This is a genomic window from Streptomyces sp. NPDC001634 (genome assembly GCF_040298185.1).
Lineage (GTDB): Bacteria > Actinomycetota > Actinomycetes > Streptomycetales > Streptomycetaceae > Streptomyces.
Genome location: NZ_JBEOZU010000013.1, coordinates 107,199 through 130,043 on the forward strand (window position 1 = coordinate 107,199; position 22,845 = coordinate 130,043).

The 22,845-nt window shown below is 66.0% G+C and carries 18 protein-coding genes and 2 pseudogenes; 9 read left to right on the top strand and 11 right to left on the bottom strand.

Annotated elements, in window-relative coordinates; translation table 11 throughout:
• Positions 1–50 precede the first annotated feature (50 nt).
• Positions 51–344 carry a helix-turn-helix domain-containing protein gene (locus tag ABT186_RS11325; RefSeq protein ID WP_351924673.1) on the top strand — a complete coding sequence of 98 codons (294 nt, stop codon included), beginning with the start codon at positions 51–53 and terminating at the stop codon, positions 342–344.
• A 51-nt stretch (positions 345–395) separates the two neighbouring features.
• Here the strand turns inward: ABT186_RS11325 and ABT186_RS11330 are convergent, their stop codons facing one another.
• From ABT186_RS11330 to ABT186_RS11345, 4 genes are all read right to left on the bottom strand, one after another.
• Positions 396–1,865, bottom strand: a complete 1,470-nt coding sequence (locus ABT186_RS11330) for a UvrD-helicase domain-containing protein (protein WP_351924675.1) — start codon at positions 1,863–1,865, stop codon at positions 396–398.
• Between the two features lie 24 nt (positions 1,866–1,889).
• A complete protein-coding gene (locus ABT186_RS11335; RefSeq protein WP_351924677.1) occupies positions 1,890–2,420 on the bottom strand; it encodes a hypothetical protein in 531 nt (176 codons plus the stop codon).
• Entirely contained in the window at positions 2,417–3,301 is an 885-nt protein-coding gene (locus tag ABT186_RS11340) for a DUF6083 domain-containing protein (protein WP_351924679.1), read from the bottom strand. Before ABT186_RS11340 ends, ABT186_RS11335 begins: the two co-directional genes overlap by 4 nt.
• Positions 3,302–3,459: 158 nt before the next feature.
• Positions 3,460–3,723: a helix-turn-helix transcriptional regulator gene (locus ABT186_RS11345; RefSeq protein WP_310770139.1), complete on the bottom strand. Its 264-nt coding sequence runs from the start codon at positions 3,721–3,723 to the stop codon at positions 3,460–3,462.
• A 623-nt stretch (positions 3,724–4,346) separates the two neighbouring features.
• On the opposite strand from ABT186_RS11345, the gene ABT186_RS11350 reads away from it, so the two are divergent.
• Both ABT186_RS11350 and ABT186_RS11355 read left to right on the top strand, forming a co-directional pair.
• Positions 4,347–4,940: a hypothetical protein gene (locus ABT186_RS11350; RefSeq protein WP_351924681.1), complete on the top strand. Its 594-nt coding sequence runs from the start codon at positions 4,347–4,349 to the stop codon at positions 4,938–4,940.
• Between the two features lie 277 nt (positions 4,941–5,217).
• On the top strand, positions 5,218–5,547 hold the full coding sequence (locus ABT186_RS11355; protein ID WP_351924683.1) for a hypothetical protein: 330 nt from the start codon (positions 5,218–5,220) through the stop codon (positions 5,545–5,547).
• On the opposite strand, the gene ABT186_RS11360 is transcribed toward ABT186_RS11355, so the two are convergent.
• Together ABT186_RS11360 and ABT186_RS11365 are read right to left on the bottom strand one after the other, a co-directional pair.
• Positions 5,519–6,037 carry an IS5 family transposase gene (locus ABT186_RS11360; RefSeq protein WP_351924685.1) on the bottom strand — a complete coding sequence of 173 codons (519 nt, stop codon included), beginning with the start codon at positions 6,035–6,037 and terminating at the stop codon, positions 5,519–5,521. The genes ABT186_RS11355 and ABT186_RS11360 overlap by 29 nt on opposite strands.
• Before the next feature lie 468 nt (positions 6,038–6,505).
• A complete protein-coding gene (locus ABT186_RS11365; RefSeq protein ID WP_351924687.1) occupies positions 6,506–7,441 on the bottom strand; it encodes an NADP-dependent oxidoreductase in 936 nt (311 codons plus the stop codon).
• A 508-nt stretch (positions 7,442–7,949) separates the two neighbouring features.
• Between ABT186_RS11365 and ABT186_RS11370 the strand changes: the two genes are divergently transcribed.
• A complete protein-coding gene (locus tag ABT186_RS11370; RefSeq protein ID WP_351924689.1) occupies positions 7,950–8,423 on the top strand; it encodes a MarR family winged helix-turn-helix transcriptional regulator in 474 nt (157 codons plus the stop codon).
• Between the two features lie 374 nt (positions 8,424–8,797).
• Here ABT186_RS11370 and ABT186_RS11375 read toward each other — a convergent pair.
• The 5 genes and pseudogenes from ABT186_RS11375 to ABT186_RS11390 all read right to left on the bottom strand — a co-directional run.
• Positions 8,798–8,944, bottom strand: a pseudogene (locus ABT186_RS11375) (transposase); the annotation flags it as partial.
• A 119-nt stretch (positions 8,945–9,063) separates the two neighbouring features.
• Positions 9,064–9,336 (bottom strand): annotated as a pseudogene (locus ABT186_RS11380) (transposase); the annotation flags it as partial.
• A 194-nt stretch (positions 9,337–9,530) separates the two neighbouring features.
• Positions 9,531–9,908, bottom strand: a complete 378-nt coding sequence (locus ABT186_RS47925) for a hypothetical protein (protein ID WP_502973180.1) — start codon at positions 9,906–9,908, stop codon at positions 9,531–9,533.
• Positions 9,909–9,946: 38 nt separating this feature from the next.
• Positions 9,947–10,258, bottom strand: coding sequence for an ImmA/IrrE family metallo-endopeptidase (locus ABT186_RS11385; protein WP_351924691.1), 312 nt, complete (start codon positions 10,256–10,258; stop codon positions 9,947–9,949).
• A gap of 47 nt (positions 10,259–10,305) precedes the next feature.
• Entirely contained in the window at positions 10,306–14,757 is a 4,452-nt protein-coding gene (locus ABT186_RS11390; RefSeq protein WP_351924693.1) for an NACHT domain-containing protein, read from the bottom strand.
• A gap of 352 nt (positions 14,758–15,109) precedes the next feature.
• Between ABT186_RS11390 and ABT186_RS47930 the strand changes: the two genes are divergently transcribed.
• From ABT186_RS47930 to ABT186_RS11420, 5 genes are all read left to right on the top strand, one after another.
• Positions 15,110–16,915, top strand: a complete 1,806-nt coding sequence (locus ABT186_RS47930; RefSeq protein WP_502973181.1) for a TniQ family protein — start codon at positions 15,110–15,112, stop codon at positions 16,913–16,915.
• Positions 16,912–17,679 carry a TnsA-like heteromeric transposase endonuclease subunit gene (locus tag ABT186_RS11405; protein ID WP_351924695.1) on the top strand — a complete coding sequence of 256 codons (768 nt, stop codon included), beginning with the start codon at positions 16,912–16,914 and terminating at the stop codon, positions 17,677–17,679. Before ABT186_RS47930 ends, ABT186_RS11405 begins: the two co-directional genes overlap by 4 nt.
• Before the next feature lie 80 nt (positions 17,680–17,759).
• Entirely contained in the window at positions 17,760–19,766 is a 2,007-nt protein-coding gene (locus tag ABT186_RS11410; protein ID WP_351924697.1) for a Mu transposase C-terminal domain-containing protein, read from the top strand.
• An 8-nt stretch (positions 19,767–19,774) separates the two neighbouring features.
• The gene (locus tag ABT186_RS11415; protein WP_351924699.1) at positions 19,775–20,887 is read left to right on the top strand and encodes a TniB family NTP-binding protein; all 1,113 of its coding nucleotides are present in this window, start codon (positions 19,775–19,777) and stop codon (positions 20,885–20,887) included.
• A 2-nt stretch (positions 20,888–20,889) separates the two neighbouring features.
• Positions 20,890–22,779 carry a TniQ family protein gene (locus tag ABT186_RS11420; protein WP_351924701.1) on the top strand — a complete coding sequence of 630 codons (1,890 nt, stop codon included), beginning with the start codon at positions 20,890–20,892 and terminating at the stop codon, positions 22,777–22,779.
• Positions 22,780–22,845: the final 66 nt, after the last annotated feature.

The following is a 22,845-nucleotide window of genomic DNA, read 5'->3' on the forward strand; positions in this document are numbered from 1 at the left end:
CGCAAAAGCCGAGAGACCAAGTGGTCAGCGGTGGCTGGCCGCATGCCCTGATGCAGCCGCACCGCGACGCCCTCGTCGCTCAGGCCATCGCGCGCAGGCTCGCCGAGGCCATGACGGATCAGCAGATGAGCTCGAACGCGGTGTCGCGCAGGAGCGGAGTCAATCGTCAGGTGATCGCGAACGTTCTCAACGGGACGGTTTGGCCGGACATGCTCACCATGGTGGATCTGGAGGGCGCGCTGGGTGTCATGCTGTGGCCGGACCATCTGGAGTGGAAGATCCCCGTGACTGGTGCCGTGGCCGCCATGGGCGAACTGGTCATCGCAGCTGCACCTTCCTCGTAGATCTCGCGGCGAGGCGGCACAGCCTGGTTTTCGACAGGCCTGCAATACGCGTCAGGCGCCGTCGACAGGGGCTGGTTGGTTCTCGATCCATGCAAGCCCTCCGAGGTCAAGTTGGGTCCGGGCGCGAGTGACGGCGACGTAGGCGAGACGGGCGTCAGTGTCGCTCACAGGTTCCGGGATCGGGTGGCCGCTGTCGTCCAATTGGTCGCTGTCCGGCGGCGGGGGAAAATCGTCAGCGATCCTGACCTTGAGCCACTCCCGGCCTTTTGCCTTGTGAGCGGTGGAGATCGTGACCTCGGCTTTGTCTTCACCGGTCAGCGCGTCGACAGCAGCAATAATGGCTTCGGGCCCGTGGGTGTCGACGAGCTCCACGAACGGCTGGAGATCGCGACCGGCGGGATCGTATTCCGCGTACTCCTGCAGCTCCCCCCATGAAGCGAAGAGAACCAGTTCGGGGTGGGATGTGCGCTGGCCCTCCTTGAGATCCCGGGCGGCGCGCGCCAGCGCAAGAAGTGTCTGCCCACCCCGGGCCAGAGCCACCCGCCGGCCGCTTTCCAACTGCCTCATGACTTCGGTCATGGCGCCGATGTTGGTGCGGCACAGCACCGCGTCCGGACAGATGACCAAGCCGACCTTCGTTGGAATGGTGTCGGTGCCGGTCAGCCTGATGGGCGCGTCGGTGAGCGCGAGCCATCTGTTGGCCTGTTCGGCCAGGAGCGGACCGAAGCGGAAGGAGCGGGTCAAGGTGAGGTGAGTGGCGTCGAAGCCCGTCATTACATCCCGGGCGCCTCGCCACCCGTAGATGGCTTGGGCGGAGTCACCGACCATGACCAGCTGGGCGTGTCCGCGTTGCGCGGCGAAGACCTGCTCCAGAACAGGGTTGGTGTCCTGGGCCTCGTCGAGGAGAAGGAAATCGGCCTCGATTCTCGGCTCGGTCAGGGCCCACATCTTCAGGTAGTGGTCGTGCTCGAAGCGGACCACTCCGTCGTCGGGGTTCTGTAGATCCTTCCACGCCTTTCCGACGAACGGCAGGACAGCTTCCGCAAGTTGGTCCCGCTCGCTCGGTGCACTCAGCCTTCGCAGTGTCGGCACGTGGTGGGGAGCCGGGGTGTTGTCCGCGGACTGGCAGAAGCGAGTAACCGTACGCAGGACGGTGTGGGAGAGGGTCCGGTGGCTGATCTCGTGATCACCAATGCGCAAGGGGGCTCCGACACCGAGGGCGTGCCCGACCCGCCAGGCCGACTGGCGCGGGCTGCTGAGCCGGCGAGCGAACCGGTGGCCAAGGGCGGCGAAGGCCGTAGCATGTGCGGTCCTGCACTGCACGGAGCGCGGGAACCGGGCGGCGGCATCATCGGCAATGTCCTTATTGAAAGCGAGATAGCGGCCTCGGCGTCGAGTACTCGCGGCCAGCAGACCCAGTGTGCTGGTCTTACCGGTGCCGGCACCGGCCTGCAGCGCCATGTGGTGACCGTCCCGGAAAGTGTCGACGGCGTGGGCCTGTTCATCGGTGGGCGTGTGCAACAGGGGCTCCGTGGTGCAGAAGGGTCAGTTTCTCGTGTGCGCGGCGCTTCGGCACTGGTCGTCCGCGTCGCGCCAGGATCCCGACCGTGGACTCTGGTCGTCCAGCAGGACGCGTGCCGCACAGGCGAGTACAGCTTCAGGGGTGTGTTGGACGAGGAGGTCCTGGAGCTGCGCGGTCAGGTGCCGGGTGCGAGCCCGCTCGTCCCGTTCAACTGCATTGACGATGGTCCGGGAGAGGAAGCCTGCGGGCTTCTGACCCCGAGCTGTCGCGGCACGGCTGATCGCGGAGCACATGGCGCGGGTGAACGCGATATTGAGAAGGACATGGCCTGCCGCGTCGGGGTAGTGGGTCATCAAGACGTCGATGGGCAGGAGCCGATCGAGTTCGTGGCGCAGGGACCGCAGCGCGCGTCCCGGAGACTTGGCTCGGTGCACGGCCATCAGGCGGGTGCGGTCCATGTTGGCCGCCAGCGGCACCCTGCGGCAGGCTCTGTGCAGTTCTGCTCCGGTGACCGGCCTGGTCAGGATGATTTCTACCGCGTGCGGTCTTCTCATCGCCGGACCGCCTTCTGCGTCCCGCTGCCAGGATGGGGTCGACGGCTGTGGGTGGGAAGTCGCCGGTGTACGTACGCGAGGTGGACGAGCGGGTCGAAGGGTTCCCAGTCCGTCAACGCCAAATCCGCGGCTGTTGGAGTGGCTGCGTGCTGGGGGCAGCGTTGCGTTCGCCAGCGGAGCTGTTCGCCGTATGGCAGGGAACTCAGGCCGTACACGGCCATCACCTCAGCAGGCAGAGCCAGTTGCCCCTGCGTGGCGGTTGCGGGAACGAGTCTCCAGACACCCGCAGCGTCGCCGGAAGCGAGCAACGTGAAGGTGCATCGGTCACGTCGTCGGGTCTGAGCCACGCACTGGATCTCGTCCAGGGGGCGTGCGGCGAGGTAGCGGACGTACAGGATCTGGACGGTGGGTCTGGCGGGCCGGCAAAGGTCATCCGGCTGTCGGCCCGCAGGGCCCGCCGGTACCGCTGGGGTGAAACTTCCGGCGTCCGCCAGGCGACGCGTGTTCACGGCCAACCTCCGACGGAGACTCGCCAGCTCGGGCACCGCGGCGGCACCGGCGTCACGGGCCGGGCAGACGCTGGCGTGGGTCAGTCGACACCAGGCGCTGCCGTCTCCGGAGGGGTACGCAAGGCCGGAACTGACGTGCCAACGGTGGTCGGCGGGTACCGCCGCCGCGGGCAACTCCTGCGGATGCAGGCGGACGGGACGGTCCCGGACTCGCTGATACCACTCGACTGGATTGCCGCATTCACGGCAGCGGTCACGCTGGGCACAGCGCAGAAGTCTGCTCGGGCTGTCGGGATCGACACACAGCGAGCGTCGCGGGTGGGCCGGGACCGGCCTGCTGTCCCAGCGCCGGGGTACAGGTGAGGGGTGCATGGGCGCGAAGGTGCCAGCCCACACGCCGTAGAGCGACGTCCGGGCCGTGGACGTCCACCGATCAGCCCTATCTAGGGCAACGCGCGTTCGACTTAACGCTCAGACGTTCGCAACGATCTGCTCGATCGGCTGATTACTCGACACGCCCGGGCGGCTCGTCAGCCGTTCATCGACTGCGGGGGTTCATGCCCGCGGCAGAGGGCGCCGAAGAGTTGATCGAGCGGGGTGCCCAGGGCGTGGGCGAGGGCGTGCCATGACTTGAGGGTGCCGATCGTGCGACCCTGCTCGATCTCAATGAGGGTCCTTCTGGCCAGGCCACTGCGGGCGGCAAGCTCGTCGTAGGTCCATCCCCGCACCGCACGCAGCCGGGCCAGCTCCAGACGCAGAGCCTCGAAGTCCGGGTCGGGCGGGAAGATCGTCACCCACCCATCGGAAGGTGCAGACACCTGCCCTGTCAGTGCAGACCTCTGCCCTATTTCCGCCCGTCAGGGGCGCAGCGAAGGGCAGAGGTCTGCACTAGCGTGTGCGCCCGACTCCAGTCCGGCAGAGGGCCGGCGCAATGAACGACGGGAGGAAGACGCGCGCCATGAGGCTCTGCTCCGTACGCCCGGGAGTCCGGCGCACCTGGACGGTCGAACTGCGCCCCCAGCCCGGCGGACCCGTACTCGTGTGCCATCAGTGCACGCACGGCGGGCGGCCGCTCGTCGGCACCGCCGCTCGAACCGAGCTCTTGGCCCACCTGGCCGCGCATGCACGTCAAGATCCTCTCCCCGCGCATCTGCGGACCTGCCAGTGCCACGAACGGGGTTGTCGACAGCATCCCCGCCACCGCGGGTGCAACGGCCCGATCCGACTCCTCCTCGTCCGAGAACGAGGCGGACGCCGCTGGCGTCTCTCCGACGCCTGCACAGCGTGCGCGGCGGCCACGTCCCAGGCCGCCGTCGTCCCCGAAACAACCCTGGCCGCAGCCACACCTTCCGGGCAGACGCGCGCTCGACGCAGGCGACGCCCGAGAGGGCCAGACAGCCAGACGCGGGTGCGCGAGATGCTCAACTATCTCGCCACGGTGCTGCCCGAGGAGACAAGGGCTGGCGCCCGCATGCTCGCCCTTCAATGCGCACTACGCATGAACAACTCGGCTCAAGTCAGGTTGCCCCACGGCGTGGTGCGCAGCCTTCGCCTCGAACCCGCCAGGGATTCGTGGCGTGAGCTCATCGAAGCGGGGCTGCTTCGTCCACTTCCACCGGACCGCGCAGTTGCCGTCCAGATGCTCGACGCGGGTCTGCTCACTCAGTATCCGGCCCGGCCAGACCGGCTGCGCGCCGCCGACTGGGCATTGCGCGGCACCTGCCCTGCTCGTACCTCGACCCCACTCCTACGACTTGCCGCCCTGTCCTTCGTCGTCCGCACCGCCCGCGGAAGCAATCATGGAGTCGCCGAGATGGACCTTGTAGCGCGAGAGTGCGGGGTGCCTGCGGCCGTCCTTCCCCCGCTACTGGAGCAGTTGGTGATCGCAGGGGTTCTCACGACCTGGCAAGCGGCACTGGACACAGGAGAGCTGTCGTGGAAGCTGGGCCCGAAAGGGCTCCATCCGTGTTCCGTCAACGAGGACACCACCCAAACGCCCTGCACCAGCTGACCGCCGACCACGGCGACCTGAGACGCCTTCCGCTTTCCGAACGTGATCGTTTGGTTCGGGGTGGGTGGGCATGACTCCGGCTGGCTGCGGGAGGGATGGGCGTGGTTCGTCCGTTCGTCTCGCTTGTGGAGGTGGCTGGTGCCGTCGGTGCTCGGTCTGCTGGAGGCCCGGGAGAAGAAGGTCCGGGAAGAGGTCGCGTGGTTGCGGGATGAGGCCGAGCGGGTGCAGGCCGCACTCGACGAGGCGGAACGCGCGCTTCAGCGTTGCGGATGCTCGTGTGACGGTGGCCGAGGTGCTGGCCGAGCCTCCGCGTGCGGTCGTGGAGCCGGTGCGGAGCGCGGTGGCGGGGGCCGCGGTGCCGCGACGGACCGAGGGGATGACGGCGTCGGCCCTGCCTGCGGACTACCAGCGGATCATTTCCGTGCTGGAGTCGGAGGCGGGCCGGGAAGGCATGCGGTGCCAGCAGCTGGCTGCGGCCCTGGGGCTTCAGGCGGTCCCGGCGAAGGTCGAGGGACTTCGGTCGAAGGCGAAACGCCTGGTGGAACGAGGCTGGGCGCTCCAGACGCGGCCGGGAGTGTTCACCCCGCTCGGGACGCCGGCCGTCTGAAGGCACCGGGCCGGCGCCCGGCCAGGCGGCCGCTCATGAGCATGGTCATCGACCACAGCACCATGGCCTCGTGCATGGCGGGCAGCGTCTCGTAGTCGCGCACCAGGCGACGCGAGCGCATCAGCCAGCTCAGCGTTCTTTCCACCACCCACCTGCGCGGCAGCGCCACGAACCCCGTGGTCTCGTCAGAGCGTTTGACGATCTCGAGCATGAGGTGGAGGTTCTCGGCCGCCCAGTCGACCAGGCGCCCCGCATAGCCGCCGTCCGCCCAGACGAGCCGGACGGAGAAGTAGAGCCTGCGCAGCCGCTCGAGCAGAGGTACTGCAGCGTCCCGGTCCTGCACGCTCGCTGCGGTCACTGCGACGGCCAGGACCAGGCCGAGGCAGTCCACCACCAGGTGTCGTTTGCGGCCGCCCACCCTTTTGCCGCCGTCCCAGCCGGTCGTGGAGCCCGGGATGTTCGCTGCTGCCCGCACTGACTGCGAGTCCACGATGGCAGCCGTCGGGCGTCGCGGCCCTCCTTCTGGCGCACCTTGTCGCGCAGCCGGTCGTGGAGCTCGGCGAGCAAGCCCGTAACCTGCCAGCGGCGGGCGAACGCGTGCACCCGCCGGTACGGCGGGAAGTCACAGGGCAGGTTGACCCACTTGACGCCGTTGCCGACGCTGCGACAACAGGGCCTCCTGGTACTGCTCGGTTGGGATCGCAACCCCGAGCTACCAAGAGGCCCTGCCGCTATGCCCCGACAACCGAGAGATCACCCGAAAAGGAACCCTGTTCAACTGATCAAGCCTGCCGAACGGTAAGCGGATGGCGTCTCACCATCCACACCCGGTGCGCCTTTGTGGACGGGTCCGGACACCACCCGTGGTTTTAGCGGGCCTGGGTGGCGTCCACGTTCTTGCGAGACGACCCCACCGTGCCAAAACAGCGAGTCCGGCCCGGCGTCGACCACGGCGGCGTCAGGCTACGACGATGACCGTCTTGCCGAGAAGCTTGCCGTTGCTCTCATCCTCGTGGACGGTCGGCAGTTCCTCCAGCGGTCGACGGTCGGCGATGTGCAGCTTGAGGACGCCGTTGTCGACGCGGGAGACGAGGTCGGCCAGGTGGGAGGCGTCGGGGCGGGTGAACACGCCCGCCGTGCGCACCGAGCGTGCCTCGTCGACCGGCACCGGGCCGGCTGAGCTGACGACGATGCCGCCGTCGGCCACGTAGGCGGTCAGCTTCGCGGCGTCCTCGGGAGCCAGGCGTACGTGGTTCACCACCGCGTCGAAGAAGCCACCGACGGCGGCCGGGCCTGCGTCGAGGTCCAGGGGACCGACGACATTCTCCGCACCGTAACCGTTCAAGCGATCGGCGTGCTGGGGGCCTGCGACGGCGGTCACCTTGGCGCCGGCTGCGACGGCGAGCTGGACCGCGATACTTCCCACCGCACCGCCTGCCCCGTTGACGAGAACGGTCTGGCCGGCCTTGATTCCGGCGAGCTCGACTACCGCTTGGCGAGCGGCCAGCCCTGCCAGGGGTAGTGATGCGGCGTCGGTCAGAGTGATGCTGCGGGGAGCGGCGGTCACCAAGTCGGCCGCCACGACCGCGTACTCGGCGGCCCCGCCGTGCTCCTCCAGCGGGAGCATGGCGATGATCGGGTCGCCGACCTGCAGTCCGCTGACTCCGTCGCCGAGCTCGGCAACGGTGCCGGCGACGTCGAGGCCGGGGGTGATCGGCAGCGGGGTGGGGATCATCTCAGCCATGAGACCCAGCCGGGTGTGGTCGTCGGCGGGGTTGAACGAGGTGGCTGCCACCTTCACCAGCACCTGGCCGGCACCGGGAACCGGACGCTCCACCTCCTCCTGGCGCAGGACGTCGGTGCTACCGAACTCGTGATAGCGAATCGCCTTCACGGCACTCTCCTATGGCTTCGTGGTTGTCGGATCCATGGCGAACGGGGGGAATCTCCGGACCGGTGATCGCCACCTCGTCCATGCCATCGATCGGCGCGCGAGCCGATCAGCTCATCTGCACCGACCGGATCGAGTCGCCCAGCACATCCGGTCAATGGCGAAGGTGCTTGTCGTAGGCCCCGGCGGACCGGCTCGGCCGGAGAAAGGGCATCGGGTTGTTCGTCATGGCCATCGGTATCGATCTCTTCAGGGCGAGACGCCGGACGCCGCCGGACTTGCCTGGGCAACTGTGAAAGAGTGTGTCTGACTTGCCTGGGCAAGTCAAGGTGTGTGGCACCACAGAGCCCCGCCGGGTCATTACCTGCTTCCTGAGCAGCCAAGACGTCTCTGGATACCGTGTTGTCCAGTCAAGTAAGCTGCGTGTATGACACTCCCCGTGTCGACCTCAGGCAGCGAGCAATTCGTTCTGCCCGGGTTGGATGAGCCGCCGTCGAAAGGATGTGCCCTAGTGACCGGCTCCCCCCATGGGCTCGACGACGAGCAGCAGAAGCTATGGGAGGACCTGCTGACTGTGGTCATGGCGCTGCCCGCACTGCTGGACCGTCAGTTGCAGCGAGACGAGGGCATCTCGAACTTCGAGTACAGCGTGATGGCCCGGCTGGCCATGACTGAGATGCACACGATGCGGCTCAGCGACCTGGCCGCGCAGTGCAACAGCTCGCTACCACGGCTGTCCAAGCTGATGGTCCGTTTCGAGCAGCAGGGGTGGGCCACCCGGGCCCCTTGCTCGAACAACGCCCGATACACCCTCGCGACCCTGACCGACGCCGGTCTGCAGAAGGTCAAGGACAGCACCCCGGCTCACGTCGAGCAGGTCAGGCAACTGGTGTTCGACCCACTCAGCGCTGCACAGCAACGCCACCTCGGCGCCGCAATCGCCCGCATCGCCGCTCTGGCACGTGAGCGACTCGACGGCAGGTGAGCGACGCCTGCCTGACTGACACGCCTTCCGCTTTCCGAACGTGATCGTTTGGTTCGGGGTGGGTGGGCATGAACTCCGGCTGGCTGCGGGAGGGATGGGCGTGGTTCGTCCGTTCGTCTCGCTTGTGGAGGTGGCTGGTGCCGTCGGTGCTCGGTCTGCTGGAGGCCCGGGAGAAGAAGGTCCGGGAAGAGGTCGCGTGGTTGCGGGATGAGGCCGAGCGGGTGCAGGCCGCACTCGACGAGGCGGAACGCGCGCTTCAGCGTCTTGCGGATGCTCGTGTGACGGTGGCCGAGGTGCTGGCCGAGCCTCCGCGTGCGGTCGTAGGGCCTGCGCAGCCGCTCGAGCAGAGGCACTGCAGCGTCCCGGTTCTGCACGCTCGCTGCGGTCACTGCGACGGCCAGGACCAGGCCGAGGCAGTCCACCACCAGGTGTCGTTTGCGGCCGCCCACCCTTTTGCCGCCGTCCCAGCCGGTCGTGGAGCCCGGGATGTTCGCTGCTGCCCGCACTGACTGCGAGTCCACGATGGCAGCCGCCGGGCGTCGCGGCCCTCCTTCTGGCGCACCTTGTCGCGCAGCCGGTCGTGGAGCTCGGCGAGCAAGCCCGTAACCTGCCAGCGGCGGGCGAACGCGTGCACCCGCCGGTACGGCGGGAAGTCACAGGGCAGGTTGACCCACTTGACGCCGTTGTCGACGACATAGCGGACTGCGTCCAGCATCACGCGGTGGCAATAGCCCTCCGGCCGCCCGCCCCGTCCCTGAAGCCACGCGGGGACCGGCAGCAGCGGCCGGAGGACCTGCCACTCCGTCTCCGTCAGGTCGGAGCCGTAACACCGCACGCGGACGAGCCCGTCCGCCGCGTTGCCGAACCTGTGCGCGAGACAGTCACACGCAGGAGACGGCCCGTTGGACTCCACGGACGCAAGCGCGACAGACTGCGACAACAGGGCCTCCTGGTACTGCTCGGTTGGGATCGCAACCCCGAGCTACCAAGAGGCCCTGCCGCTATGCCCCGACAACCGAGAGATCACCCGAAAAGGAACCCTGTTCAACTGATCAAGCCTGCCGAACGGTAAGCGGATGGCGTCTGAGGTCACAGCAGGAGCACCACTCAAGTCGGTTGATCTCGCTCAGCGATCACAGCTGCCTGCGCGAGGGCGGGGAACGCCTCCTCCCAAACCTGGCAAAGATGTCGGCTCACCATCCGTCTCAGTACGGGCCACTGGGCGAGCAACAGTTCCTTATTGAGGAACCGGACCAGATCTTGACACTGCCCCTCTGCAAGCACGGTCCGATAGAGACTCATGCACGATTTGGGCCGGTCAAGGGAGAAAGTCGTGACCCCGGACCACACCACATGGAGGGGCAGATCGACGACGCCGTGAGAAGGCCCGCGGAGTTCGTCCAACGCTCGCGGCAGGCGGCTACGGTAGCGCGCCCGCAGCACGTCTGCGGCACGGATCCGGTGGGCGTCTCCGACGTCCTGCATCAGCTGGCCGTCCTCACTCACGCTGGTTCAAAGACTCTTCAACTGGCCGATCGACCCCGGCGCGCACTCGCGCCACTCTTGTTCATACGCCAGGTCAGCATCTTCCTGCTCACTCCGAAGCGGAGCATTGCCCCCTCCGGACTGAGTCCGCTCCTGGCAATGGACCACGCCGCCTCATTGGTAATCAGGAGGTTGCCGGCAAGCCAGTCCGCTTCCTCTTCGATCTCTCCGTCCCAGTGCCGGCAACCACGCAAGTCGAGCGCGGGGCCCGGCGGATGCATCAACAGCGCGTGAGCGATTTCATGGCTGGCCGAGCTGTTCTGACGCCCCGGCTCGTGGGAATCGTTCACCCTTGATGCCAGTCCTCTCGCGCGGGTAGCAAAGGCACAACGCGGACTCAGCGATCTCCTTGTCTGTGCGGTCGCGGAATGGTGATCACCATGGGGCGAAGGTGCACTGAGTCAGTCCGAGATAGACGCAACGCCTGTGCTTGCAGATCAGACACCAGCGTGTCGAAGTCCAGCTTTTGCGCGCGTGCCCTTCGGCTGTCACTCGGATCGTCCCAGAGTTCGACCGGGTACCAGCCGACGAGGTAGATACCCACGTCCGTCATTGCCTCTGGCAGGTACCTGCCTGCCAACTGGTCCTCCTGGGATGTCGCGACTCCCACGTTCCAGGATCCCTTGACCTCGATTACGAGTTTCACATGCCCGTCTGCCGCGGTGTCGAACTCGCCGCCGGATGAAGGTGCGGCGTCGATCAGGATGTCAGTGCGATCGCCTGCGCCATATGCGTCGGTGGGGTAGATCATCACCTCTCGGTTCACCGCGACGCGGTGGCCAGCCAGTCGCAGAGTCAGTTCGTGGGCAAGGTAGGCACACAGAGCAGCTTCAAGTTTGGGGCGCCAGATTTCAGGGACAGACTCGGCAACCGTGGTCGAGGAGGACTTCGATCGAGGACGCCTACCTGGTGTTCGGTCCCACAAGAGCTCGCCATGCGGGGGCAGCTCGTTGCCCACGTGCTCCAAAACCTCATGCACGACGTCAAGAAGGTCCGTGCTCGTACGGATGACGCGCCGCGATGGGTCCTGCAGAACTCGTACCACGTCGTCTAGACCTACCCGGCTCCAGATCGCTGTGGCATGGTCCTTGGTTGCTGCACCGAGAGCCGCTGCCAGGGACAGCCGGTGGGGATACTGGTCCGACAGGTAGCGCAACTGGCGAATTGCTTCTGCAGTCGCTCGACGGCTCAGCTCGCGAGGCAGGCCGTCTCTCCACTGGCATGCCTCTTCCGACGCACTCACCCAGTGAACTCCGAGGCGCGGGCCTTCCGCTTCGTCGGGATACAAGTCACTGAGCCACACATACAGATCGGCAAGCTGCGCCTCGTTCAATGAGCCCTGGATCTGATTGTGGATCTCGGTCTGGGCACAGACTTCCGCCAATTGACGACCGAGAGCCGCATCGGTTGCCGTGAGCGTCTTCACTCGGGACCAGTTCCGCTCGGCATCAATTCCCAGCAGAGCTTGGGCCGCGCGCACAAAGAGATTCGCGGCGCCTGGACTCTCTGAGTGCCCCCGGAGAGCCGCGTCGATGAGGCTATCCGCGATCTTGCTGTTGCTGGCCAGGAGAGACCTGAGCAAGTCGTGCCAGGTACGCAGAGCCGCCTCACGCGCTTCGTCGTCATCGGGCAAAGCCCACTTTCCGCCCTCGCTCGCCCGCACGCTCTGCGCTGCAGCATCCGCCTCGATCTGCGCGAGCCCGAGGCAGGCCGAGAGTTGCACGGCCAGGATCTCCATGGCTGTCTGCAGTTCTCTGGCCCAGCGTGGGTCAAGCTGGTTGAGTTCGATCGGCTGGCGGGCGTGCGCAAGGGCATCCGGGACCAGCTGGGTGACACGTCGGCTTAGCGACTGGGGTGCGTGGCTGGCCGCCTGCCACAGCAAATCGCGGCGAGCAGCTTCGGTATAGCTGGTCGAAGTGCCCAAATATTCGGTGAGGATGGCGGCGGTCCAAGAACTCCACGCCGGGCTGGGCAGCCGGCTGAGGTTGTGGTCGCCGTGAAGCTCCAGCAGAAGCACGTACCCGGCCCAAGAACGCTTGTCATGCCGGGACTGGGCGAGCCAGGAATCAGCATGGTCGTGTTCTGTGCTGAGATAGCGGAGTGCGAGTTCCGGCAGGTCTGCCAGATCGTCGGCGAGGATCGCAGCCCCCGGCCAGGACCTGATCGGGCCAGTCGGGCTCTCCAGCAGACCAGTTCGTGGATCGGCGCGCAGGCGCCATAGGAATTGCCACAGACTGTCGTTGCCGCCTTCTCTTGCAGCGGTAAGAAGCCGCGCCTGCTCGACTGCAAATTCTGGTGCTTCCGGCCAGCTCTTGTTCTGGACACGATGGCTGCGACGGAGCGCAGTGGCCAGGTCGCTCGTGAGGTCGACCGGGTCGTAGTAGGGGCGCAGATAGGGCCAGGCCGGGTGGTCCTCGTCGTAGGCCAACTCGAATGCCTCATGATCATCATGAGGGAACAATCGCGCTGCCAGTTCACCGTACGCGGCGACGAGACCTGCGTCTCCGGACGCCGCTGCCCGGCTCGTCTGCTCCAGTGCCCAGGCAAAGTCCGCTCCGTCCACCAACTGGTGTCGGATGAGCGTGTCAGGAACCGAGGCGGCGTTCCATCGCAGCGACGCGGGTAGTTCCCAATCCTCGACGATGAGCCAGGCTGCTTCACGTGGATGGACCACCAAGCGGACAGCCTCGCCGACCAGCGCCTCGGTCAACAGCCGCCGTGTCGACTGTGTGTCGGCTGGTTCATCGCCGTGCTCGTCGGGTTGCAGGCAATCTGGCATACGGACCTTGTTATGGTCGCGAAGGAGACGAAAGATGATCTTCGCCAGGGTTGCGAGATGCTGCGCCGAGTCCTTACTACCGAGGACCCGATCGATCAGAGAATCAATCAGCCTCGTCTCAATACGGTGGGATGCGAAGACGAGGCCCGAATTCGAGGATCGAGGCTGGAGGACAGTGTCCTGGGCCCAGGCCAAAAGTTGCGGCAGTTGATCATCTGGGCAATCGACCGGCATCGTCCGCAAGAAGTCGGCGTTCATGCCGTACAGATGGGGAGAGGGCGGGCGCAGCGCGGCCAGCATCGTTGCCACGTCCAGGTGCTGCGGCCACAGCAAGGCCAGCACGGTCCCACGAAGATCGTGGTCTGGATCTACCCTCTTCTCGTAGGACGGCTCCGCCAGCGAGGCGAGAACTCGCTTGAGGACAGGTACTGCCCGATCGGCATCACATGCGAACGCCGCGCGCGCAGCCAAACGACGCTCGACCTGGTGCCAGGTGTCGTCCTCGACCAGTCCCAGGAGCGCTCCTGCCAGCCTGGAGTGAGCCGAACCTGCTTCCTGGGCCAACCGGACAGCGAGGCGAACTCGCGCCCTGACCTGCCAATCAGTGGCGTTGTCCCTCGAGACGTTCTCCAGCACATCGGCGAGTTGATCCGCCAGCAATGGATATCGGAGGTCCCAACGGGAAAGCTCCCAGCGCGTGTCTCCGAGTTCCACCTCAGGCGCGCGTTCGAGCAGTCTCGTCACGGTCAGACGGCGTACCTCATCGGAGCGCACCAGTGCGCTGTGCACGGCGAGGCTCTCGGGGTCGGCGTCAGCCAACCATTCGGTGGCTGTGGGGTTAAGGGCCACCAGCCACGCGGCTGTCTCCCGCAGCGGCGGGGGGATACTCGCCGCACCGCCGGCCGGTGCACCAACGAGGAAGAGATTTTCCAACTGGCGCTGTGTGGTGTCCCGATCGGTGAGATAGCGCGCGGCAAGGAACGCGGCTACTGAGGAGTGCCGGAACGCTGTCCGGTTGTCGTCCGGTGCGGTGAAGAGGGCTGTCGCAAGCGTCTCTTCCAGCACCTGGGGCGTGATCTCGTAGGATCCTGCGGCGGTTCGCTCTTCGCCACCCGCCAGAAGGCCTCCTGGCAGATCGAAGGCGCCGGCGCTGAACGCCGGGCCTCGCCACACGCTGCGACGCCCGGATAGCAACATCCAAGCCGCGATACGCCCCGCCGCCCGCAAACGCTGCGGAGGAGCGGTGACCACGGCTCTGTTGAGGCGACCAGGATCGGGGTCGTCCGCAAGCCACTCCACGCCGCGGGCGAAGAGTTCTTCAGGCGTGCCGTGCAGTTGGCCGTCGGCCCTGTATGTGAGGATTAGTAGTTCCAAGGTCAGCGGAACGCTGGCCAGCACGGCAGCCCCCGCTGTCTCGGCCGCCGTCACCAGCTCCTCTCCGGGGACCTGGGCGCTGTCCGCCAATGCCACGGCCTCTCTCCGGCTCAACGGCGCCAGGTCGACGCATTGGCACGCCCGAAAGGCTTCGGACAGCACAGGTGTCATGGCTCCTGGATAGTCAGCGGTGCGGCAGGCCATGAGAAGACGGATCCGACTTGTCTCCCGGTTGCGGAGTGACTTCTGCAACCGCCTCGGCAGGTACGGTCGAAGTGGGCTTTCGTCGGTCTGGTCCAGGACCACCGTCAGCACGCCGGCATCGTCGGCGGCCGCCCCGGCCGACGGCAATGCGTCGAGGTGGCGGCCCAGCTCGTCCTCGTAGGAGGCCTCCGTCAGGTCAGCGCCCGATACCCATAGGCAGGCGTCGGCGTTCCGTTCCCACGAGTCCAGGACCCGAGGCAGTCCGTTGGTGAGGGCCTCCAGCATGGAGGTTTTTCCGGCCCCCGGTTCGCCCAGCACGACCATTGCGCCAGCGGCCGCAACCGCGGAGGGCAACGCCAGCACTCCCTCACGCACAGCAGCAGGCTCCGTGATCACTTCCTCGTCGTCGACGCGAAAGGCCTCGGTGGCCAACGGAATCAAATCCTCGGCGGTGGTGCTAGCGCCGCGGACTCTGCACACACGAGGTACATGGAACCCAAATACGTCACTCGACATGATCTGATTCTCTCAGCGCCCACTGACAAGCCGCGTCTCGGACCGCGTTGGTTGACCGCCTCGTCCGCCACACCGAGTGACCTCCCTCAAAGGCGACGGCACCGCGTGCAAGGCCAACACCGCAGACGGGTTCTCGCCGTGAACATCGGGGAATGAACAACGTCAAGTGACCTACTGGGGCCGGCGTTCACGCATTCGCCAGGAGAGGCCGCCGAAAGAGCCTGAGACGGACGCGCAAGTGGGAGGGGCGGCATTGGCGGCAGCGCACGTGCTTGCGAGACGCACGATCACACAGGTACCTGCGCAAAGTCCTGTTGTCGTACACCGTGCCCGCCGGCTTCCTGTCGTACCGAAGCCGGTTAGCGGCGAGGCTTTCCCCTCTTGGGTAGATCGTGTTGCGGGCACGCTGAACGTTTCTCCCGGCCGGGCTGCCCACGCACTGGGGTTGGAGTGTGCCGAAGGCGCGGCAATCACCCGGCCCGTGTTTTTCGGAGTCATTCTCACCCCTAAGAGCCTCAGCGGCTTGCGCGATGCGACAGGGTTGCCAGTGCGAACCCTTCAGGACATGCAGCTCGCCCGGTATGACGGAACCGCACTCGACCTCGCGGGCCTGGAGCCGAGCGACCGGACGTCGATGCGGCTTGTCGCTCTTCGTGAATGGATGTTGACGACGTCAAGTCGGGCCTGCCCGTACTGCCTCGCAGAGAGACCGGAATGGCCTCTGTGGTGGCGTCTTGGGATCGCGGCGGTATGCCCCGTCCACCGTTGCCTGCTGATCGACGTCTGTCCCACGTGCGGCATCCCACTCAGGCGCGGCAACCACAGCAACCAACGTGGCCTGCTCTCGAGGCCTCCGCTGCCTGGTCCCGGTGAATGCGGCAATCGTCCGCCTGGCGGGCCGTCAGCCCGTGGCGGCCGCCGCGGCGGGCTGTGCCCGCAGCAGTACAAGGACATGCCGACGGTAGCCGTGAACGACTCCTTAGCTGGTCTCCAACTGCAGGTACTCGCCATCGCAGACGGGGCCGAAGGGTCCGTGGCTGGTACGTCTGTCTCCTCGAGGGAATGGTTTGCTTCCCTACGACTGCTGACAGCCATGGCCCGTCTCGCCTCTGATGAGACCGATGTCTCCGCCTTCCCTGGCTACATGGCCCAAGCGGTGACAGAAGACCGTCGACGGCGCCAGGCCATTCGCAGCGGTAGCGCGAGTCACCTCGGAGCAATGCCTGCAACAGCTGCTCACGCCATGGCCTATTTGGCGCTCGCTTCCACGGTCCTCGATGCCCCGAACTTCGAGACCGGTGCACAAGCACTGGCTCCTTGGGCCCGGCGCCTGGCGGACCTGCAACGGGCCGCCGGTGTCGGAGACCGGCTTCGCAAGATGCGCCGCCCGGCTGTCATCAACGAAATGATGGCTGCCGTTGCTCCTCGTTCCTCACGTGTTGTCGGCGCCCTCGCCGCCGTCAGACCAGTGGGAATCAGCCCCTGCCACGTTCCTCATCTCGCTGATGCTGCGGACTACAGCGAGCTGGTTGCCGCGCATCTGCCCGGAACCAGTCCCTTGTGGGGAAGGCGGTTCACCGCTCTGGCCCTGGCTCGCCTGGCGGGCGCGTCCAGTTGGCCGCGCGCCGCTGAGGTATTAGGCATGGACAGCGGCAAGGCCATACGTGCCGCCACCAAGGTTGTCCGGCGAATCTCCGACGCGGACGCGTTCTGGGAGTCGGTGACGCTCGTAGCGGAGCGTCTTGAGGAACGCGGGCTGGTCGATTATGCCGCCCGCAGAGCTGCTCTTGCAGACCTGTGTGAGCTCCCCGACGGCGCTCTCACGCCCGTCTTCCGTCCTCTTGGGATGTCCGTCACTCCTCAGCGACGGCGCCACGCTGCGGCGTGGATCTGGCAGCGCTTCACCAATGGTGATCCGCACGAGGCGCCCGCCTACAGGCAGGAGTGGGGCAATGCCACGGCGCAATCGATACGCGTGGGTTGGTGGCGCTTCCAGACCCGTCTGCCTACGCCGGCCGCGACTGCCCTCGCTGACTGGGGGACTGCCCACCTTTCCGGGAAAGGGATCTCATGAGCCCACCGCGAACACGCACGCTTCGACCCGTGCGCGCCGCTCGCGACCGAACTTTCCTCCAGTACTACGACCCCTGCGGCACGGAACGCCTCATCCCGGCGTCCCAGGCCGCCACAGTGACCTTCGAGGACGCACTCCCCGCCCGCGCGATCCCTTCTCACGTAGGACAGCACCACACCCCCGGCCACTACTGGTCGGCTACAACCGACCGCATGATCGACTACGAGTCGTACCTGGAATCGAAGTGGATGAAGCTGCTCGACTTCGACCCTGAGGTGGTTTCATTCAGCGCCCAGCCGTTCACCATTGACAGCCACGATTCCGAGGGCGCCTGGCGGCACACCCCAGATCTTTTCGCTCGTCGGCGCGACGGCTCGGTGCTGCTGTTGGACGTCAAGGAAGACGGGCGTATGACAGTGCCCGCCGTTATCTGGCAGGCCCGTCGGACGGCCGGGCTATGCCAGCGGATCGGCTGGGACTACACCATGGTGGGCGAACCCGATGCGCTGCGCTGGGCAAACGTTTCCTGGCTTGCCGGCTACCGCCGGCCCCTGCTGGCTGGGAAAGCTCTCGTCGATCGCCTGCTGATGCTCGCCCAAAGATCCGTGCCCATTGGTGACTTGGTGAGCTTCCAGCCTGTCCCCGAACTCGCGCGATCCGTGACTTACCACCTCATGTGGCACCACCAGCTTGCCTTCGACGAGACCCGTCCTCTGCGCGATCACACCCATGTGCGAGCCGCAGACCCACGGAGTGCCGCATGAGCAGCCATCGGCTCGCCGTCACCGACTGGATCGAGTTCGAGGAGGAACGGCACCAGGTCGCGGGGCTCGACGGTGCAACCGTGCGCCTGCGCTCGGAGAACGGCCGCACGCAGACCATCATGCTGTCGGTCCTGCTCGCCGACAGCAGCTTCCGTGCGGCGGTCGAACCGCCGCCCACGGCACTGATGGATCCCGATGCCCACCCCGATCCAGCCGGCGTCCTGGCAGGCCTGGACAAAGCTGTGCAGGACGCTGCGCTGAAACTAGAGGCCCATCTACTGGAGGCCATGACGGGCTACCGCTCCGGTGACCCGCTCAGCGCGGCCGCGGACGAACCCCGCCCGCAATACGATCCCGCCCTCCCCCAAATCATCCGTGTCCAGACCAAAGCCCAAGAGCTTGGCGTGACTGACCGATGGATATGGAAGCTGTGGGCGCGGCGCACGGAGAACGGCCTTTGGGGGCTGGTGGACAAGCGCAAGGCCCGTGTCCGCAACCCCTTGAAGAACCTCGATCCACGGTTGATCCAGGCCATCCGTGACCAGGCGGCCGCCGAGCGCGCCGACAGCTCCGCGACCATCGGCAACCGCTTCTACCGGCGTACACAGAACCGTCTCGATGCCGACCACGGCGCCGGTGCCGTTCCGCTGCCGAGCCGGGACATCTGCCGACGCGCGGTCGCCCACTTGCTGGACATCAGCCCCTCTGCCCCGGCCTACCAGCGGTCCTCGGCCGCGAACCAGCCCGACCGGCCCTTCGGCAACGTCATCGCCACCCGCCCCGGCGAAGTGGTCATGCTCGACACCACCCCGCTCGACGTCCTCGCCTACGACCCCGGTACCACGAGCACTATCCGCGTGGAACTCACCATCGCCCTGGACGTGGCCACCCGTTCCCTCCTGGCTTGGCGGCTCACGCCCGAGGGGACCAAAGCCATCGACATCGGCCTGTTGCTGGCCGACGTCATGACGCCGGAGATGATGCGCCCCGGCTGGTCTGACGCCCTGCGCTACCAGATGCTCCGCGTCCCATACGAGCGGCTGCTGACCGTCGACGAGCGCCTGGCCGAGGCCGCCGCTCGACCGGTCATCTACCCCGAGACGCTGCTCTACGACCACGGCAAGCCCTACAAGTCCGACGTAGTCTGGCGCGCCTGCACCCGATGGAAGATCGACCTTCAGGACGCGCGCAAGCTCAAACCCACCGACAAACCGCACGTGGAAAGACTCTTCAAGACTATCCGCGAGCAATTCGCCGAACACGTCGCCGGCTACAAGGGCTTCAACGTCGCACATCGCGGCCGCACTGCCGAAGAGCAGGCCCGGTGGACCATCGACGAACTCACCGAGTTCTTCGCCGAGTACGCCATCGCTGTCTACCAGCGCAAACATCATCGCGGTCTTACTCTGCACGGATTCCCGGATCTGCGGGTCTCGCCGAACGAGGCGTACGCCATGGCGCTCGGCTCGGCTGGCTACGTGGACTGCCCCCGCGAAGCCAACGTGTACTTCGAGCTGCTGCCGATTGCCAAGCGCGTAATCCACCCCTACGGCGTCGAGCTGAACCACCTGACGTATAACGCCGACGTCCTGTACCGCTACCGCAAGGCCAAGGCTCCTTACCCCGACGAACTGTGGCCCATCCGCTATGACCCGCGGAACCTGCTGCACGCCTACTTTCTTGATCCTTCCGACGGTCGGTGGCACGTCCTGCGCTGGACGCATGCGCTCGGAGAGCACCAGCCGTTCACCGACATCACACTGCGGGAGGCGAAACGGCTCATCACCCTGCGCGGCCGTGCACCCGAGGACCAAGAAGCGGTAGCCGAGGCGCTAACCGACCTGCAGAACCGCACAGACGCGCCTGAGACCTGGACCGCCGCCGACCGCAAGCGTCACACGCGGGACGAACACCGAGGTACGGCGCAGAGCCGCGACATGCAGCGCGACGACGCACCCGTCAACAGCCACCCTCCACTGACCGCCGTGCCCGACGCTGCGGACGACGAAACAGAGCCCGGCGAATGGGGCGACCTCGACTTGAGCAAGGTCAGGGCCGCAGAGGTCTGGGACCCCGACGCGATCTAGGAGCCTGTGTGAGCACCTTCCGACACCCCGGCCTAGCCGAACCCCGCAACAAGGAGGAATGGCGGCGCTACCGCGATAGTCGCGCCCCCGAGCAGCCCGTCATGCCGCCGTACGAGGAGTACTTGAAGCTGTCGGATGACGACAAGGACGACCTCAATGAGGATCGCGACAACTATCACAGTGCCCTCGCGATCATCGACACTTCCCAGGTCAAGCGTCTGCACTACTTGATGGAGCGCAGGATGAAGGCCAATGCCCGGCGGGCTGCGGGGGCCAGAGCCGGCCTTGTCTTCGACGGCCCTCCCACTGTCGGCAAGTCCACCCTCGTCAAGTTGTTTGCCGCCCGCTATGAGAGGCGGCTGCGCCGCAAGCACCCGGAGAGGTTTCAGGACGGCTATGAATCCAACGGGATGGTCATCGACTACACACCCGTCGTCTACCTCAGCATTCCGGCCAGGGCCACGCCCAAGGACCTCTCGGTACTGTTGGCCGACTACCTCGGCATGGTGCAACGCGGCCGGGATACCCAGACCGACATCACCAACCACGTGCTCTCCGTCCTGTCGGACGTCGGCACGGAGCTCGTGATCATTGATGATGTGCACTTCTTGGACATGTCCGCAAAAGAGGGCCGAGTGGTCAACGATCACTTGAAGTACATCGCCAACGAAACCGCGGCAACGTTCGTCTACACCGGCGTCGACCTTGAGAAATCCGGACTGTTCCTCGAAGGCCAGGCTGCCTCGCGGGCCACCCAAACCTCAGGACGAAACACTCGCTACCCGGTCCGCAAGTTCGGATGCAAAACTGCTCAGGACAAGCTCGAATGGGCGGAGACCGTCAAAGCGCTGGAGGACACTCTCGTGCTGTACAGGCACAGGCCCGGCCAACTCGTGAAGCTCTGTTCCTACTTCTATGACCGCACCGATGGCAGCATCTGCGCCCTTACCGATCTGTTCCGTGAATCCGCAATCGAAGCAGTCATGAGCGGGGAGGAAGCGATCACACGCAAGCTCATGGACCGCATCGAGATTAGCGAATACGCTCAGGCCACGTACCGGAAAGTCGTACAGCAGCGCCGCCAGAAAGCCGCAGCAGGATCGAAGGTGGCGGCAAGTTAAACATGAGCAATGAGCACTTGGCGGAGCCCACCGCTGCGCGACGGCGGCGCGTCGTCCACCCCCAGCTGTCAGCTGACGCAACGCGGCTCCGCCGCCTTCCCGTTGTGCCCTCTCCTGTGGAAGGCGAAGCGTTCCAATCTTGGGTGGATCGCGCTGCGATCAAATTGGATTTGCCACCGGGTTTCGCAGCCCGGGCGCTGGGACTTGAATTTAACTCGGCAGGAAAAATGAGGCGACCGCTGTTCTTCGGCGTCACTCTCACACCGGCCAGCCTGGCTGGCCTGCAGCTGACGACCGGGCTGACCACCAAAAAACTGTGGCAGATGCAACTTGCTCGATATGATGGAACTGCCCTCAATTTTTCGCGTCTTGACCTAAACGACGTAAAAACCCTGCCTCGTCTGACTCGCCACCAGTGGTTCCTGCCCTACGCCAGCCGTGCCTGCCCACATTGCCTTTCAGGGAGTGCGGTGTGGCCGGTGTGGTGGCGCTTGGGCATCGCAGCCGTCTGTCCCGTCCATCGGCGTCTTCTCGTCGACATATGCCCTGCCTGCGGCGTCAGATTGCGACGCGGAAGCGGGAAAAAGAAGCCTGGAGGTCTACCTACAGGGACCCATTACGCACGGGACCCTCAGGAATGCGGCAACCGCTCGCCGAACCCGGTGGCAGCGAGCCAGCCGGAAGTATGCCGGCAGCGCATCACAGATATCCCCACCCTCTCGGTCCCACAAGCGTTGGTTGATCTGCAAGTGCGCGCACTCGCCATTGCCGACGGCGGTACGGCCCGGCTGGCAGGCGAGCCTGTCTCCGGCGCCGAATGGTTCGATGCTCTGCGCTACCTGACGGCTGCTGCGCGACTGGTCGTCCACGATGACGAACTCGCAGAACTTCCCGGGTTCGCCGCGGACGCACTCGCCGCCGTCCGCACACAGCGCGCGCAGAACCCTCGCGCGGTACCTGGTGGGTCCGGCACGATGCCGCGCACCGCGTCCGAAGCTGCCGCCGCCCTTGCACTCACGGAACCCATCCTGAACGCCTCCGACTGGAGTACTGGCGCACGCCATCTTGCTCCCTGGGTGCGCAGGTTGGCCGCAGAACGGCAACCCAGGCACAGTGGCCGCAACCCGCTGCGCGGCATCCCGCACCCGGCGGGACTGCATCGCATGATGACGGCGATCGTTCCCCACCAGAACCGAATCGCTGGCGCCGTTCCCACTGGATCATCCGTCGCCCTGGAGTTCCGGCATATTCCGAATCTGATAGACGCTGATGACTACCGCAACGTCATGGCCGTTCACCTCCCAGGGACCACACCTGTAATCGGCAGGCATTTCTGCTCCCTCGCACTCGCTCGCCTGGCCGGGGCAAGGACTTGGGCCCAAGCCGAAGAATCGCTCGACACCCCGCAGCGCCGCACGGGAAGTTGGAGGAAAACTACTCAGAAAATTGCTGACCCTCAGGCTTTCTGGAACGGCATTCGCCATTTGGCCGATCTGCTGCGGAAACGAGGAGCAATTGACTACGCCGCTCGCCGGAGAGCGCTATCCGAACTTCTCGAGGTCCCTTATGACAGCCTGTTCTCGATCTTCCATCCAGTGCGGATGGGCGTTACTCGCCAGCGACAACGCCACGCCGCAGCGTGGATCTGGGAAGCCCTCACCGGCAGCCCAGCCCGTGATTCTCCTGTCTACGCCGAAGGCTGGGAGGGACAGAGCGCGGGCTCGTTGACCGAAGCCCGGCGGAAGTTCCAGGAGCGCGTTCCGGAATCCGCCGCCAGGGCATTGATGCTGTGGGGGCTGGAATGGCTTGATGAGAAGGGCACCGGACCCCAGCCTGACTCGAGAGCCGCTGGGGCCATGGGCCACCCGGCGCGATCGTGGGCTGCGCACTGAACTGTTCCGCGCGAGGGTCGCTACTTCCTTCCATGCAGCGAAGAGTTCAGTGCCCAGGTCAGGGCC

Excerpts from the sequence above, each read along its gene's own strand:
- ABT186_RS47925 (WP_502973180.1), bottom strand. The coding sequence starts at position 9,908 with ATGCAGGACGTCGGAGACGCCCACCGGATCCGTGCCGCAGACGTGCTG.
- ABT186_RS11325 (WP_351924673.1), top strand. The coding sequence starts at position 51 with ATGCAGCCGCACCGCGACGCCCTCGTCGCTCAGGCCATCGCGCGCAGG.
- ABT186_RS11340 (WP_351924679.1), bottom strand. The coding sequence starts at position 3,301 with ATGCACCCCTCACCTGTACCCCGGCGCTGGGACAGCAGGCCGGTCCCG.
- ABT186_RS11335 (WP_351924677.1), bottom strand. The coding sequence starts at position 2,420 with ATGAGAAGACCGCACGCGGTAGAAATCATCCTGACCAGGCCGGTCACC.
- ABT186_RS11350 (WP_351924681.1), top strand. The coding sequence starts at position 4,347 with ATGCTCAACTATCTCGCCACGGTGCTGCCCGAGGAGACAAGGGCTGGC.
- ABT186_RS11420 (WP_351924701.1), top strand. The coding sequence starts at position 20,890 with ATGAGCAATGAGCACTTGGCGGAGCCCACCGCTGCGCGACGGCGGCGC.
- ABT186_RS11405 (WP_351924695.1), top strand. The coding sequence starts at position 16,912 with ATGAGCCCACCGCGAACACGCACGCTTCGACCCGTGCGCGCCGCTCGC.